Here is a 13,279-nt window from a genome sequence, read left to right as displayed (position 1 = left end):
GAGCGATGGCGGAAAAACGCGAGCGATATACCTCGGGCCGGCGCGGCGCGTTGTTCGCCGCGATCGCTGCGCTGGCGGCGGCATTGTTCCTGCCGCAAATCGCCGACGCACAAAATTATCCAAATAAGCCGGTGCGGTTGATCCTGTCGTTCGGCGCAGGCGGCGTCGCTGACGTCACGGCGCGGCTCGTTACCGAAAAACTCGGCGAAAAGCTCGGCCAACGCTTCGTCATCGAAACATGCCAGGCGCCGGGGGTATCAACGCGGCGCGCGCCGTGCTGTCCGCCCCCGCTGACGGCTATACGCTGGCGCTGTTCAGCAACGGCACCGCGATTTCCGTGTCGCTGTTCAAGAACCTGACGTTCAACCCGGTGACCGATTTCGTGCCGGTTTCGAGCATGGGCTATTTCGACTTCATCTTTGTCACCCAGGCTGGCTCGCCGTATCCGACGCTGGCGGAATTTATCAAGGCGGCGAAGCAAAAGCCCGGCGCGCTCAATGTCGGCACCATCAATGTCGGCTCGACGCAGAACCTCGCCGCGCAATTGTTCAAATCGACCGCCGGCATCGATGTCACCATCGTGCCTTTCCGCAGTTCGCCCGAGGTTCTGATCGCGCTATTGCGTGGCGATATCCAGATGGCGATTGAAAACTATAGCGCGGTGCAGTCGCACATTGCCGACAAGGCGGCGATTGCCGTGTCGACTTCAGGACCCGTGCGCACCACGTTACTGCCCGACGTGCCGACCGTGAAGGAAGCTGGCGGCGGGGACTTCGAAGCGCGGTCCTGGAACGCGATCTTTGCCCCGAAGGGCACGCCGCCGGAGGTGATCAGGACGCTCAACGCCGCACTGCGCGAAGTGCTCGATATGCCCGACCTGAAGAAGCGCGCGCTCGATCTCGGCATCGAGGCCAAGGCCAGTTCGCCCGACGAAATCCTCGACCGGCTGAAGGCCGACATCGGCAAATGGGCTGAGGTGATCGAGCGGGCAGGAATTGCCAAACAGTAGTCATGCTGCCGGTGCGGCCGGCAACGTGCAATAAACGAAGGAGGAAATCCCGATCATGAGCAATACTGGAAAAGCGGGCCTCGTGGTTACGGCGCATCCCGGTGATTTCGTCTGGCGCGCGGGCGGCGCGATCGCGCTGCACGCCAAGAAGGGCTATCGCGTCAAGATTGCCTGCCTCTCGTTCGGTGAGCGCGGCGAGAGCCAGTTCGCCTGGAAGGAAGCCGGCGCGACGATGGAGAAAGTGAAGGCCGGAAGGCGCGACGAGGCGCAGCGTGCGGCGGAGATGCTGGGCGCGGAAATCGAATTCTTCGACGCCGGCGATTATCCGCTGCGGCTGACGGAGGCGCATTTCGACCGCATGGTCGATATCTACCGCGAGCTCAATCCGTCCTTCGTGCTCACGCATGCGCTGGAGGATCCGTATAATTTCGATCATCCGAGCGCAGCGCACTTCGCCCAGGAAACCCGCGTGGTCGCGCAGGCGATGGGCCATAAGCCCGGCGCCAAATATACCTATTCAGCGCCGCCGGTATTTTTGTTCGAGCCGCATCAGCCCGAGATGTGCAATTTCAAGCCGCAGGTGATCCTCAACATCGACGAGGTCTGGGAGATCAAGCGCAAGACGTTCGAAATTCTCGCCGCCCAGAAGCATCTGTGGGCCTATTACGAGCGGGTCGCGCTGCAGCGGGGCGTGCAGGGCGGCCGCAACACGGGCAAGCCGATGACCTATGGCGAGGCCTATCAGCGGCTATTCCCGATGGCGATGGAGGAATTGGCATGAAGACGGTCGTCGTCCGCAACATCAAGCGCACCGAACCCGAGCTCGTGACGCGGCTGGGCGCCCTCGGCGTCGCCACCGCGCACGAGGCCTATGGCCGCTTCGGGCTGATGAAGCCCTATATGCGTCCCGTCTGGAGCGGGGCCGAGACGGCAGGCACCGCCGTGACCGTGCTGGCGCAGCCCGGCGACAATTGGATGATCCATGTTGCAGTCGAGCAGTGCCAGCCCGGCGACATCCTGGTGGTCGGCTGCACGACCGATAATACCGACGGCATGTTCGGCGATCTGCTGGCGACCTCGCTGATGGCGCGTGGCGTCAAGGGCCTCGTCATCGATGCCGGCGTTCGCGACGCCAAGTCGCTTCGCGAAATGGGCTTTCCGGTGTGGTCGAAGGCGATCTCGGCCAAGGGCACGGTCAAGGCGACGCTGGGCGCGGTCAACGTGCCCGTGGTCTGCGCCGGCATCAATGTCGTGCCCGGCGATGCAGTCGTTGCCGATGATGATGGCGTCGTGGTGATCCGGCGCAAGGACGCCGCCGATGTCGTCGCCAAGGGCGAGAAGCGTGTTGCCGACGAGGATGGCAAGCGAAAACAGTTGGCGGCGGGCGTGCTCGGGCTCGACATGTACAAGATGCGCGAGCCGCTGGCGAAGGCCGGACTCGTCTATGTCGACGAACTCGAGGAGGACTGAGGTGGCAATGCGCCTGCGCACCTTGCTCGGCGACCATCCAGGCACAGCCGCGCTGAAGAAGGGCTCGATCAGATCGGATCTGGTCGCGTTCGATTTTGCGCCGTATTCGCTGACCAACAAGGGCTTCAAGCCGATGGTCCGCGAAGCGGCGTTCGACGTCTCGGAGATGGCGATCGTCACCTATCTGATGGCAAAATCGTTCGGCAAGCCGATGGTGCTGCTGCCCGATGTCGTGTTGGCGCGGTTCCAGCATGCGCATGCGCTTTACAATGCGAAGGCAGGCAAGCTCACGCCCCGCGATCTCAGGGGCAAGCGCGTCGGCATTCGCTCCTTCACCACCACGACCGGCGCATGGCTCCGCGGCATCCTTGCCAACGAGTACGGCGTTGATCTCGATTCGATCGAGTGGGTGACGTTCGAGGACGCCCATGTCGCCGAATTCGTCGATACGACCAGGCGGGCACCTGCAGGCAAGCAGATCGTGCAGATGCTGATCGACGGCGAACTCGATGCGGTGCTCGGCGAGAAATCGGACCATCCGGATTTGAAGCCGTTGTTTGCCGATGTCGCTGCTGAAGAGAAGGCCTGGTTCGAAAAGCACCGGGCGGTGCCGATCAACCATATGGTGGTGGTGAGCCGGAGATTGTCGGAGGAACATCCGGATGTCGTGCGGGAGGTGCATCGGCTGCTTGCCGAGTCCGCGACCGCTTCGCCAGGAGCGCCGCGTTTCAGCCGGGACGAAATGCAGCGTTCGCTGCAACTGATTATCGATTATTCCGCGCAGCAGAATCTCATTCCGCGCGCGTTCGGCGTTGACGAACTGTTCGACGACGTGACGCGGGCGCTTTGGTAGCCTTTACAGGAGTCGTCATCCGCGAAGGCGGGTGACTCAGTATTCCAGAGACAGCAGTGATTGAGCCGAGAAGCCGCGGCGTACTGGATACCCGCCTTCGCGGGTATGACGATCCGAAAAACTTGCGACCAGGAGCGACACAATGACCCCCGAGCCGATCTTCGATCTCGCCCATCTCGGCCACATGGAATTGCTGACGCCGAAGCCGGACGAGAGCCTGAAATTCTTCGTCGACGTCATGGGCATGACTGTCAGCGGCCAGAAGGGCGAGTCGGTCTACCTGCGGGGCTGGGATGATTACGAGCGCTATTCGCTGAAGCTGACAGCCTCGAAGTCATCGGGGATGGAGCACATGGCGTTGCGCGCGCGTAGCCCGCAGGCGCTGGAGCGCCGCGTCGCTGCGCTGAAGGGCTCCGGCTTCGACATCGGCTGGGTTGACGGCGACATGGGGCAGGGGCCGACATTCCGCTGCCGCGACCCCGACGGCCATATCGTCGAGCTCTATTACGAGACCGAATGGTATCAAGCGCCGCCCGAACTCAAGCCGGCGCTAAAGAACCAGGCGCAGCGCTTTCCAGCGCGCGGCATCAACGTTCGCCGGCTCGATCACCTCAATTGCCTGGCCGTCGACATCAAGGCGAACCGGCTCTTCTTCGAGAACTATCTGGGCTTGCGTACCACCGAGCAGATCGTGCTGAACGACGGCACGGAAGCCGCGATGTGGATGACGATGTCGAACAAGAGCTATGACTTCGCCTATACCCGCGATCACTATGGCAAGGCCGGCCGCTTCCATCACGTCACCTATGCGCTCGACAGCCGGGAGGAGATTTTGCGGGCCGCCGATATCTTTCTCGAAAACGGCGTGCACATCGAGACTGGTCCGCACAAGCACGCGATCCACCAGACCTTCTTCCTCTACGTCTATGAACCGGGTGGCAACCGCGTCGAAGTCGCCAATGCCGGGGCGCGGCTCATTCTGGCGCCCGACTGGAAGCCGATCGTCTGGACCGAGGAGGAGCGCAAGAAGGGCCAGGCGTGGGGGCTGAAGACGATCGAGTCGTTTCATACCCACGGCACGCCGCCAGTGTGAGGCGACGTTTGCCCGCCCTCGGTCAGCGGACGTCTAAAAAATGGGGAAGATGACCGGCCTTGCGGCCGCGATGTTACGCACCATTTTGAAGCGAACGTGCGAGTGACATCGTGGGTGGGTCGATGGCCGAGCTTGTGGATTTCTCCAGCGAGGCTTTTCTTCGTAATCCCCAGAATGGCGTGGCCCTGTTGCGGTCATCCGGACCTGTCGTCGCGACGAAGTTTCCCATTCTAGGCCGGCTCTGGGTCACCACGACCTATGACGCGGCGGCGCGCGTGCTGAAGGACAGCACGACGTTCACGCTGCGCAAGGAGGGTGGCTCGCTCGTTGGTTTGCCTTGGTGGATGCCGAATTTCATCGGGTCACTCGCCAACAACATGCTCACAATGGACGAACCGGATCACACGCGGCTGCGCGATATCGTCGACGAAGCGTTCCGTCGCCGAGCAGTGATGGACATGGAGCCACACATCCGCGCCATCGCCGATCGCCTCGCCGATGAATTGTTCGCGGCGGGCAACCCCGCCGATCTGGTGCAGCGTTATGCGCGGATGTTGCCGCTCGCGGTGATCTGCGAACTGCTTGGCCTGCCATCGGCCGACCGGCCGAAATTCATCGCCTGGGCCAATTCAATCTCGAATCTCACCAGCGCGTTGGGCTTTGTGCAGTTGATCAGCGGAATGATGAGGATGCGGCGCTATCTGAAAGTGCGTCTGCAGGTCGCCCGGGAACAGGGCGGCGAAGGATTGATCGCCGAGCTTGTGCGGGTCGAGAAGGAAGGCGGACGCATCACGCCGGACGAAATGGTCTCGATGGTGTTTCTCTTGCTGGGGGCGGGCTCCGAAACCACCACCCATCTGATCAGCGGATCGGTGTTCGAGTTGCTGAAAAATCTAGAGCGGCGCGATTGGCTGGCGGCGGACTGGAGCCGCGCTGGCCTTGCGGTGGAAGAATTTTTGCGCTTCGTCTCGCCGGTGCAATTTTCAAAGCCGCGCTATGTGCGCCACGACGTCGGTCTCGACGGCGTGAAATTGAAGAAGGGTGATAGGGTGATGGCGATGATTGTCGCGGCCAATCTCGACCCGCAGGCGAACGAGGGTCCCGCACGTCTCGATCTCGAGCGGCGGCCGAACCGGCATCTCGCGTTCGGGACGGGAATACATTTCTGCCTCGGCCACCAGCTTGCGCGGATCGAGGGAATTTGCGCGCTGCAGGCGCTGTTCACGCGCTGGCCCGGACTGAAGCTGGCGGTCGAGCCGTCGCAGATTCATTGGCGCAGACGGCCGGGCATTCGCATGATCGCGGAGCTGCCGGTGGTGGCTACCGGCTGAGGAGAGCGCGACTGGCTGGGGAACTAGGATTCCCAGCCATACTCCGCGCCACTCCCAACACGCTGATCGACCTATCTTTTTTTCGGCAGGCGATCGATTTGCATCGCTAACTTGGACCATATGTTTGGACCATGCAACTCGCTGGTCCAAATAGCCGGAAGGCGCAGCAGTTTGGGCCCTGGACCTATTTCGGCGGAGCGGCCGGATTGCACCGGTCGGAGGCGATTTGGGCGCTAAAGCGGAAGGCGCGGCGGAGCTTTTCGATGATCCCATGCCAGGGTCGCCGCATGGGCGCGACGGCTCGGATTTCTGCCTTGCCAGTCGCTGTGCGCATAATTGGGCAACGGCCACCGCAAGCCTCGGAGCGCAGCCACCACACGCCACCCGAGGTGCGCGCCGACCAAACGGAACAGATCACCATGTTCGACGACAACCTCTTGCTCGACCTCGTTTTCCCGTACGCGTGAACTGTCGACTTTGGCCAGCCACTCGACGGTGCTGCATCGGCCAAGTCGTCCGACGCCGCTGACGGTGGGGAAGGCCGAAAAGACGGCGAGGCTGAGGGCCGACAAGATAGCGGCCCGGCCGGCCGACAAGACACCGCCGCTCAGGCCGACAATAACGAGGGTGACCTGCCCGGGCTGCTTGAGACCATCGCCAAGGCCGAGCGGTGTTGCGCTCGTGTCCCGGAGCGTATCGTCAGCGAGAAGACGGCGAAGAACTATATGAAGACCTTCTTGCGGATGTGGGAGGCGGGAAGCCTGGATCCGTTCGCCCCCGGCATTGCGTTCGACACCTTTTACTGCCGGCGTGCAGCCCTGCATTTTGGAGGAGTGACCGTCCTCCGGGAGCTGACTGAACGGGTTCGCGCCGCAGTCGAACAGCAGGATAATGCCGGGGCGGCAAAAATGAGCCGGAAATTGGCGCAGCTTGTGAACAAGATCGAGGCCGCTTTCGACCGCGACCCTCCCGGTAAACCGAGTGCTCTTCCGTGGGAAGGTCCTGCCTCGCGCTTCCATGAGATGACCAGCGAGACCATGCCCGCGCGGGGCGCGAACAGCAAAAAGCACGTTCTTGGAAAGCTGGACCGTGACTGGGATCAGCAGCTCTGGTCCAAGGCAATGCAGATCAAATTCCAGTACTTGCTTGAGTTGGCAGTTCATTTGACCGTGCCCGTGCGGCCCGAAGACATGGCGCCCGGTGATCGCGCCACGGGCTGGTCAGCCGGCGTCGTCCTCCGCTTGCTTGAGCCTTGCTGCCTCGAAATCAGCTTCATGCCCTCGAAATCGCACCACGGCCTTTATGGCACCGAGCTCACGTCACCGTCCGACCATTGCGGACGCGCCGACCAAGTACCTTGCCGAGCGCTGCCGCGAGGCGGGCGGACAGCTGGTCGTGAGCGTCGAGTCCAAGAATGCGGTGCGCAAGGCGATTGGGCAAACTGGCCTTTCCGGAAGGTCCCGTGACGATCACGCCCAGCGTCGCCATCAGCTGATCGCAGATTTGAAGAAGACGTTCGGGGCCGGCGAGGCAGTCGCTGCGGCTTCCGGAGACGGTACCGACCGCACGCAGGCCCGGTACGGCTACCTTCAGCACGGCCGCAAGCGCCGCGGCTATATCAGCATCGTCAGCGCCAAGACCCCGCGTGTGGGAAACGTCGAGCGCGCGAGGCAGTTTTCGCGGGACAAAGCGCCTCGTCGCAACAGATAAGGACAGCAAGTCCACAGCGGTGGAGGCAACCCGTGGCCTCGTCACGCCACGTGACATTAGCGCGCCCCGACCGCCGACAAGCCCTAGTCCCTCCCGCCCCAGCCAGTGCGCCGACCACCCTTGAAAACACTGAAAAATCGGCCTGGCTGGGGAGCTGATGCACAGCTCTGCGACACACTCCTGCTGCACACGGTGTCGTGTTTCCATGGCTGTCCACATCTTTCGACGCGAGGCGACCTACTATTGGCGGCGGCGGACCCCCCGCGCCCTTGCCATTTTCACAGGCCGCCAGCATGTTTTTCTGAGCCTGCGGACGACGAGCCGGGTGATGGCGCGTCGGCTGGCAGCCCAACTCGACGCCATTCTGGAAGATGCTGCGATGCTTGCCGAGAACACCGACCTGCACCTGTCACGGTCTCAATTGAGACAATGCTTGGCGCTGTCGTGGAGCGGCATCTGACCAAGCTGGAGCGGGTGGCGCTCGCGGCGAAAAGCGCGTCCGGTTTTGACGTCGACCAGGCGCGGTCGGACGACAAGCGGGCATTGTGGACCTACACGCTGCTCGACGCCCAGGGCGCCGCCGCCGCCGTGCGCCCGGAGGATCGCATCCGCATGGTCGCCGACGGACTCTCGGAAGCAGATATCGAGGCCGTGCAGCGTCATCTGACCATGCTTCGGAAAAACGACCTGGTCCCGACGAAGGATCATGTCCTTCGACAAATGATCGATGGCGTGGAAGCCGTACCGACTGCCATGAATTTCAGCGTGGCCCAGGGTACTTACTTCCGCGGGATGAAGCTTGCACTCGCCGAAATCGACCGCCGCTATGGAGGGCAGCGTGTCGAGGATGGCGACGTCGTGGATCGCCTCCTCCTTTCGAGGAGCGATCCACGGCTGCAGGTTTCATCGGTTGAAGCCGACCGCGAGGATCGCCGTCGCGATCCACCGGAGGCCGAGCCTGCGCCCGTACCACAAGCCGTTCCGATGGCGGACTTCTCGAAATTTGCGGAAGACGTCATCAAGCTAAACGACAAGAACTGTCACTGGGACCAAAAGACGCAGCGGCAGGCGAGGAGCGTCTCGAACCTGTTCATCAAGTTTATGATTCAAGACCAAGGTGTCCACGATCTGAATTCCCTGCGCCAGTCGCACGCCGGCAAGTTCGTCGATTTCCTTTTCTTCGAAATCTACAAACACTATGGCAAATCAGTCAGGGATGAACACCTCACGATTGCACAGCTTCGCGAGAAGGGACGATCGCACGGGCAGGGCAAAAAAGGCGAATGCGGTCTTAGCAGCGGAACTGTCAATCGGCATTTGACCTTTCTTGGTCAGATATTCGAGTACGCCAGCGCTCGCGGCTTGGAGAACCTCGACAAGATCGATCTCTCAAAGCTTCGCGCTAAGAGCAACAAGGATACGCGTGATCGCGACGAAAGGCGCAAGCTGCCTATCGATCGCGCTCATGCGATCTTTCGCACGGCCCCGTTCAACAATTGCGCGAGTTGGGACGCGCTTGAAAAGCCGGGAGGGGATGGCGCTCAACAAATCTTCCATTGCGCGCTCTATTTCGTGCCGATTCTCATCTATTACACGGGGTGCCGCCGCGAGGAAATCTGTGGAGCGATGGTCGACGATGTGATCTTCGAGAAACGTGAGACCCCTTATCTGCACATCGCCAAAAATGAGCGACGACGGATCAAGAACGCCCAATCGCAACGCAACGTACCGCTGCATCCGGAAGTGATCCGGCTGAATTTCCTGGCCTACGTGAAAGCGATCAAGGCGCTGGGGTACAAGTTGCTCTTCCCGGATCTGTTTTCGCCGACCAGCAGATCGCCTCTTGGCGATCGCTTCTACAAGCAGTTCAAGCCGATCCTTGTAGCGGCCGGTGTGACGGAGGAGGGGCTGGGCTCTCACGCGGTGCGGCATCTGTTCGGGGCGCAGTTGAAGAAGAAGCTGGTGGCCGTGGAAGATCGCGCCGATCTGCTCGGCCACGGTGGCGATACCGAAACGAGCGAGCGGTACTGCGAGCCGCACGAGATCGCCACGTTGCTGGAATTTGTGATGAAGCTGCCCACGATCACGGCTGATCTGCAGCCGCGGGAAGTTAATCTGATTCCTTGGGTGGCGGAGAAGCAGGTCGCACCGTTTTCTCAGCCCTCTCGTGCGAAGCGTTTGCTCTGAGCGGGTTGCCGGCTTTGTCTGACAGCACTTGCACCATGGAGATCGAAGCCGGCGCAATATGGAGCACCTCACGCCCTCCATCGCCCTTCGCGGAGCTCCGCTGTAGAACGCAGAAGCCTTGCCGCGGGGGTTGGTAGCGCTCCCCCGCTACCACGGGCCACGATTTTGTACGCCAGACTACGATTTTGTGCGATTTGCCCCAAACCGTTTGCGCGCGCTCGTGACCGCGGATGAAGCAAACCGATGGTAGCGATCTGATCGACATGCGCGGTACTGACGTCACCCTTGCGAACGCGGCGCGCAAAAACACGGAGTATACCGAGGGCGGCGTGCTGATCGAATTCGGGGGATCTCAAGTTTAGCTCGAAGGCATAAACAGAGGTGAGCTACGATATGCAGCACCGAGGGCGACGAATTCAGCACGGCAGAATTATTTTAGTCGGTGGGCCGCAGAGCAATCTGGGGCCATTTTGTTTTCAGGGCAGCGCCAGCGCGCTCGATTTCCGGCCTGTCCGGATCGTCAACATCGCGTCCGGCATAGATCGTCACGTGATCGCGATCCCTCCCGATTAGCTGGAACTCGCAATGAAGTCCGGGATTGCAAATTCAAATGCCCCAATTTTTCTTTATCATTCAGCACGACGAACAGGTCGTTGAGCCGGATATCGGGATAGAACTTCCAGACATGGAGGCTGCTTGGAACGAAGCCACGAGAGCCACCGGAGAGATCGTTAGAGACCTCGACGGCTCACTGGAAGTCGGCACCGAATGGTCGATCCAAATCCAGGACGCGGAACGTAAGCCGCTGAGGACCATCAAGGTAATCTCGAAGCGGCACTAGAAGTACGGCGCTCGGTGGCGGCCTCGATGAGACGGTGAGTTAGTTCATGGCGCGAGGGCAGACCGTCGCCCTCGATCACCTCAATCTCGGCGTCATGGACGTGCAGCACCTGGCCGAGATCGCGCATGTCGTACCATTGGCCGCAGCCGGGACATTTCATGTGATGGTCGGCTTAGCGATGCCGTTGGCGTCCTTACCCGATTTCGTCATCGACAACGCCCATGACCTCGTATTCAAACGCGACGCCTTCAGGATCGTTCTCCTGTAACCATTCATCGGCAAGGCCCGGCCTTGCGAACACCTTGAGGTGGTCAACATCGCCAACCGGTTTGCTGGTATCAACGTAAATCCAGACCGTATTCATCACAGGTCCTCCCGCAGTCCCTTGAAGAATGGATGCCTCACCTTGCCCTCGGCCGATTGCGCCCGGTATTCGATCTCGGCCATCAGCTCCGGTTCGACCCAGATTCCCTTATGGGCGATGCGCCTTGTGTAGGGCTGGTCTTGCGGATCAATGGCGTTAAACGCTTGCGCAGCTCGGCGGCGGATTTCTTGTCGAAGCCGTGGTCGACCTTGCCGGCATAGATCAGATCGCTGCCCTTGCGGCGGCCGACATAAATGCCGTCCCATTCGTTGCCGTCGAGCGCGAAGCCGGCGATCGTCAAGGTCTCGCGCTGGACGCAGGTTTTCTTGACCCAATCCCGGCCACGCCCGGAAAGGTACCGGCTGTCGCGGACCTTGGAGACGACGCCTTCCAACCCGACCTTGCAGGCGTGCGCAAACATCTCCTTGCCGTCGACCTCAAAGCTTTCGCTGAACTGGATGGCCGTCTTCTCAATCAGCTTTTTCAGATGCGCCTTGCGCTCGAGAAGCGGCAGTTTTCTCAGGGGCCATTGAGGTAGAGCAGATCGAAAGCGATCATGACGAGCCGGTTGGACTTGCCGCGCAATTCGTTCTGCAGGACGGAAAAGTCCGTGGTGCCATCGGCGGCGGGCACGACGATCTCGCCATCGATGATGGCGCTGCCGGCGTTGATCAGGTACGCGTCGGCCGCAATTTTGCTAAAGCGCCTGGTCCAATTGTTGCCGCGGCGGGTTAGGATTTTGATGTCCTCATTATGGATGTGGAGCTGGACGCGATAGCCGTCGAACTTGATTTCATGGATCCAGCGATCACCGGACGGCACCCTTTCGATCGACGTGGCCAGCGCGGGCTCGACGAATCCGGGGAAGGGCGCCTTGACGCCGATCGCTGCCGCCTTCTTGCGCTGAAACGCCACGCCAAAAACTCCACGCCACGAACAACGTCGACTCAAACTGGCACAGGTCAAATCGTTCCAGCCGGGAAAAACCGGTATTTAAACGTCGCCCGGCCAATCGGGAAACAATTTTGCGAAGTGTTTGCGGAGGATACCGTAGCACTCGCACGCGCGGCTCCGCAAAGCCTCCGGTTGCAATATACGGATATGGCCACGGCCGGTGTCGATGATACCTTCGGCGTGCAGAACGCCGCAAAACTGATTGATCGTCGACCGCGCAACTCCCACCATTCGGGCAAGAAATTCCTGGGTGATTTCGAGATCATCCATGCCGGATTGGTCCTGCGCGTTCGCCAGCCAGCGGCATAGACGTGCGGTGGCTGTGTGAACCGCGTTACAGGCGGTCAATTGACGGCCCTCGGCAATGAACATCGCGTGGTGCCGATTGAGAATGGTGCGGAGTTTATCGTGGGAACGATATGCACGTATGAATGACGCCGTACTGATGCGGGATGCCGCCGCGCCAACCTCAACTGTCGCCTGATCGATGGCGTCCTGGATATCCAGAACAACCCCAGAGCACACCAGTCCCTCCCGACCGATCAGCGATACTTCGACGGTTTCTCCTGATTGCATAGGAACAACGAGCGAGACCAGTCCTCCATGTGGAAAAAACACATGCGTGACAGGTTGATCGTTCTGGTACAGCACGTCGCCTTTTTTGAGTCGGACAACGCGCAAGTCCTTCTCGAGAAGCTCACGCGCATCTGCCGGCAGGGATGCCATCAAACGATTCATGTATATCGCCCCAGGATCGCATGTCCGGAACCCAACGTACCAGAGTTCTCAACCGAAGTTCCAAGGATCTGCCAGGGCTGGAACCCGGCCCATGATGACTTGGCAATCGGGAGGTATTGAAGATGGCGAGGGCAAAGAACCCCCGTACAGCCGCGGGCGCAATCAGGACCGGGCGCGGGTTGGCGGCGGGCAGGACTACGAAGTGCGCTACGCGGCGAAGAAGACGCAGCGATCGGCGGCTGCGGTGAAGAAGGCGGTCAGAAAGTTGGCACCAGCCGAAATCGGGTCGAGCGCCGGCTCGGACGTTAGGAACGGCTCAAGAGAATCCCGAGTTTCGTGAATTGTAGCACCGTGTCCCCCGGTGCGGCTGTCCATGTGGTGGATGGAAGGGTCTCAGCGTCTCCGCTGAGGCCCTTCTCGCGTTCTGGGGACTGGTGTGTTTCACCATACAGCGTTTACGCGGGAGGCCGTAGTCCGGGAGATTGTAACCACTCGCTCACATGCGAGCCGATCTCAGCCTGGCGTGCTTTCCTTTCGACCGCATCGCGCAGCGCGCCGGGCGGGAGCAAGTCGGCTTGCTCATGCAGGCGCTTCGCTTCTTCGGCGAGACGTTCTTCGAGGGACTGGGTGTGATTGAAACGGCGACGCATCATGGCCGCTGCTCCATTCCGTTAGAGGAGGGCGGGAGCGCAACCGAGCGTTCTCATCACCGATGACTGCCATGGGACC

General features: G+C 60.9%; 17 protein-coding genes and 2 pseudogenes. 13 read left to right on the top strand and 6 right to left on the bottom strand.

From position 1 onward, the window contains the following. The first annotated feature begins 5 nt into the window (after nt 1-5). The 7 genes from RX328_RS29495 (at nt 6) to RX328_RS29465 (ending at nt 5,756) form a co-directional block, all read left to right on the top strand. Nucleotides 6-359: a hypothetical protein gene (locus RX328_RS29495; RefSeq protein ID WP_249727174.1), complete on the top strand. Its 354-nt coding sequence runs from the start codon at nt 6-8 to the stop codon at nt 357-359. Beyond that, entirely contained in the window at nt 275-1,009 is a 735-nt protein-coding gene (locus RX328_RS29490; protein WP_312018132.1) for a Bug family tripartite tricarboxylate transporter substrate binding protein, read from the top strand. The genes RX328_RS29495 and RX328_RS29490 overlap by 85 nt, the downstream gene beginning before the upstream one ends. 55 nt (nt 1,010-1,064) lie before the next feature. Then, entirely contained in the window at nt 1,065-1,790 is a 726-nt protein-coding gene (locus RX328_RS29485; RefSeq protein ID WP_213256197.1) for a PIG-L deacetylase family protein, read from the top strand. Continuing rightward, nucleotides 1,787-2,479 carry a 4-carboxy-4-hydroxy-2-oxoadipate aldolase/oxaloacetate decarboxylase gene (locus RX328_RS29480; protein WP_213256199.1) on the top strand — a complete coding sequence of 231 codons (693 nt, stop codon included), beginning with the start codon at nt 1,787-1,789 and terminating at the stop codon, nt 2,477-2,479. Before RX328_RS29485 ends, RX328_RS29480 begins: the two co-directional genes overlap by 4 nt. Before the next feature lie 7 nt (nt 2,480-2,486). Continuing rightward, on the top strand, nt 2,487-3,332 hold the full coding sequence (locus tag RX328_RS29475; RefSeq protein ID WP_213256239.1) for a hypothetical protein: 846 nt from the start codon (nt 2,487-2,489) through the stop codon (nt 3,330-3,332). A 142-nt stretch (nt 3,333-3,474) separates the two neighbouring features. Then, nucleotides 3,475-4,425 (top strand): catechol 2,3-dioxygenase, encoded by a 951-nt coding sequence (locus RX328_RS29470; RefSeq protein ID WP_213256201.1) that lies wholly within the window; start codon nt 3,475-3,477, stop codon nt 4,423-4,425. A gap of 122 nt (nt 4,426-4,547) precedes the next feature. Beyond that, nucleotides 4,548-5,756: a cytochrome P450 gene (locus RX328_RS29465; protein WP_213256203.1), complete on the top strand. Its 1,209-nt coding sequence runs from the start codon at nt 4,548-4,550 to the stop codon at nt 5,754-5,756. A gap of 233 nt (nt 5,757-5,989) precedes the next feature. On the opposite strand, the gene RX328_RS29460 is transcribed toward RX328_RS29465, so the two are convergent. Together RX328_RS29460 and RX328_RS29455 are read right to left on the bottom strand one after the other, a co-directional pair. Continuing rightward, complete coding sequence (locus RX328_RS29460) at nt 5,990-6,919, bottom strand: hypothetical protein (protein ID WP_213256205.1); 930 nt, start codon at nt 6,917-6,919, stop codon at nt 5,990-5,992. A 151-nt stretch (nt 6,920-7,070) separates the two neighbouring features. Then, nucleotides 7,071-7,352 carry a hypothetical protein gene (locus RX328_RS29455; protein WP_213256207.1) on the bottom strand — a complete coding sequence of 94 codons (282 nt, stop codon included), beginning with the start codon at nt 7,350-7,352 and terminating at the stop codon, nt 7,071-7,073. 319 nt (nt 7,353-7,671) lie between these two features. On the opposite strand from RX328_RS29455, the gene RX328_RS29450 reads away from it, so the two are divergent. The 5 genes from RX328_RS29450 to RX328_RS29430 all read left to right on the top strand — a co-directional run bounded on the left by RX328_RS29450 (nt 7,672) and on the right by RX328_RS29430 (nt 10,762). Continuing rightward, on the top strand, nt 7,672-7,926 hold the full coding sequence (locus RX328_RS29450) for a DUF6538 domain-containing protein (protein WP_213256209.1): 255 nt from the start codon (nt 7,672-7,674) through the stop codon (nt 7,924-7,926). Between the two features lie 14 nt (nt 7,927-7,940). Then, entirely contained in the window at nt 7,941-9,653 is a 1,713-nt protein-coding gene (locus RX328_RS29445; protein WP_213256211.1) for a tyrosine-type recombinase/integrase, read from the top strand. Between the two features lie 230 nt (nt 9,654-9,883). Next, a complete protein-coding gene (locus tag RX328_RS29440; RefSeq protein ID WP_283772447.1) occupies nt 9,884-10,015 on the top strand; it encodes a hypothetical protein in 132 nt (43 codons plus the stop codon). 248 nt (nt 10,016-10,263) lie between these two features. Continuing rightward, nucleotides 10,264-10,494: a DUF6894 family protein gene (locus RX328_RS29435; RefSeq protein ID WP_213256213.1), complete on the top strand. Its 231-nt coding sequence runs from the start codon at nt 10,264-10,266 to the stop codon at nt 10,492-10,494. A gap of 46 nt (nt 10,495-10,540) precedes the next feature. Then, the gene (locus RX328_RS29430; RefSeq protein ID WP_317258525.1) at nt 10,541-10,762 is read left to right on the top strand and encodes a hypothetical protein; all 222 of its coding nucleotides are present in this window, start codon (nt 10,541-10,543) and stop codon (nt 10,760-10,762) included. A 95-nt stretch (nt 10,763-10,857) separates the two neighbouring features. Here RX328_RS29430 and RX328_RS43880 read toward each other — a convergent pair. The 3 genes and pseudogenes from RX328_RS43880 to RX328_RS29420 form a co-directional block, all read right to left on the bottom strand. Further along, nucleotides 10,858-11,333, bottom strand: a pseudogene (locus tag RX328_RS43880) (DNA ligase). A 44-nt stretch (nt 11,334-11,377) separates the two neighbouring features. After that, on the bottom strand, nt 11,378-11,773 hold the full coding sequence (locus RX328_RS43875) for a hypothetical protein (protein ID WP_409410904.1): 396 nt from the start codon (nt 11,771-11,773) through the stop codon (nt 11,378-11,380). A gap of 78 nt (nt 11,774-11,851) precedes the next feature. Beyond that, nucleotides 11,852-12,550 carry a Crp/Fnr family transcriptional regulator gene (locus tag RX328_RS29420; RefSeq protein WP_213256219.1) on the bottom strand — a complete coding sequence of 233 codons (699 nt, stop codon included), beginning with the start codon at nt 12,548-12,550 and terminating at the stop codon, nt 11,852-11,854. A gap of 94 nt (nt 12,551-12,644) precedes the next feature. Here RX328_RS29420 and RX328_RS29415 point away from each other — a divergent pair. After that, nucleotides 12,645-12,859, top strand: a pseudogene (locus RX328_RS29415) (DUF3606 domain-containing protein). Between the two features lie 146 nt (nt 12,860-13,005). Here the strand turns inward: RX328_RS29415 and RX328_RS29410 are convergent. Further along, a complete protein-coding gene (locus RX328_RS29410; protein ID WP_213256221.1) occupies nt 13,006-13,203 on the bottom strand; it encodes a hypothetical protein in 198 nt (65 codons plus the stop codon). Nucleotides 13,204-13,279: the final 76 nt, after the last annotated feature.

The organism is Bradyrhizobium sp. sBnM-33 (assembly GCF_032917945.1).
Classification (GTDB): domain Bacteria; phylum Pseudomonadota; class Alphaproteobacteria; order Rhizobiales; family Xanthobacteraceae; genus Bradyrhizobium.
The sequence above is the reverse complement of the archived record's forward strand: the minus strand, read 5'-3'. Positions and strand labels throughout refer to the sequence as shown.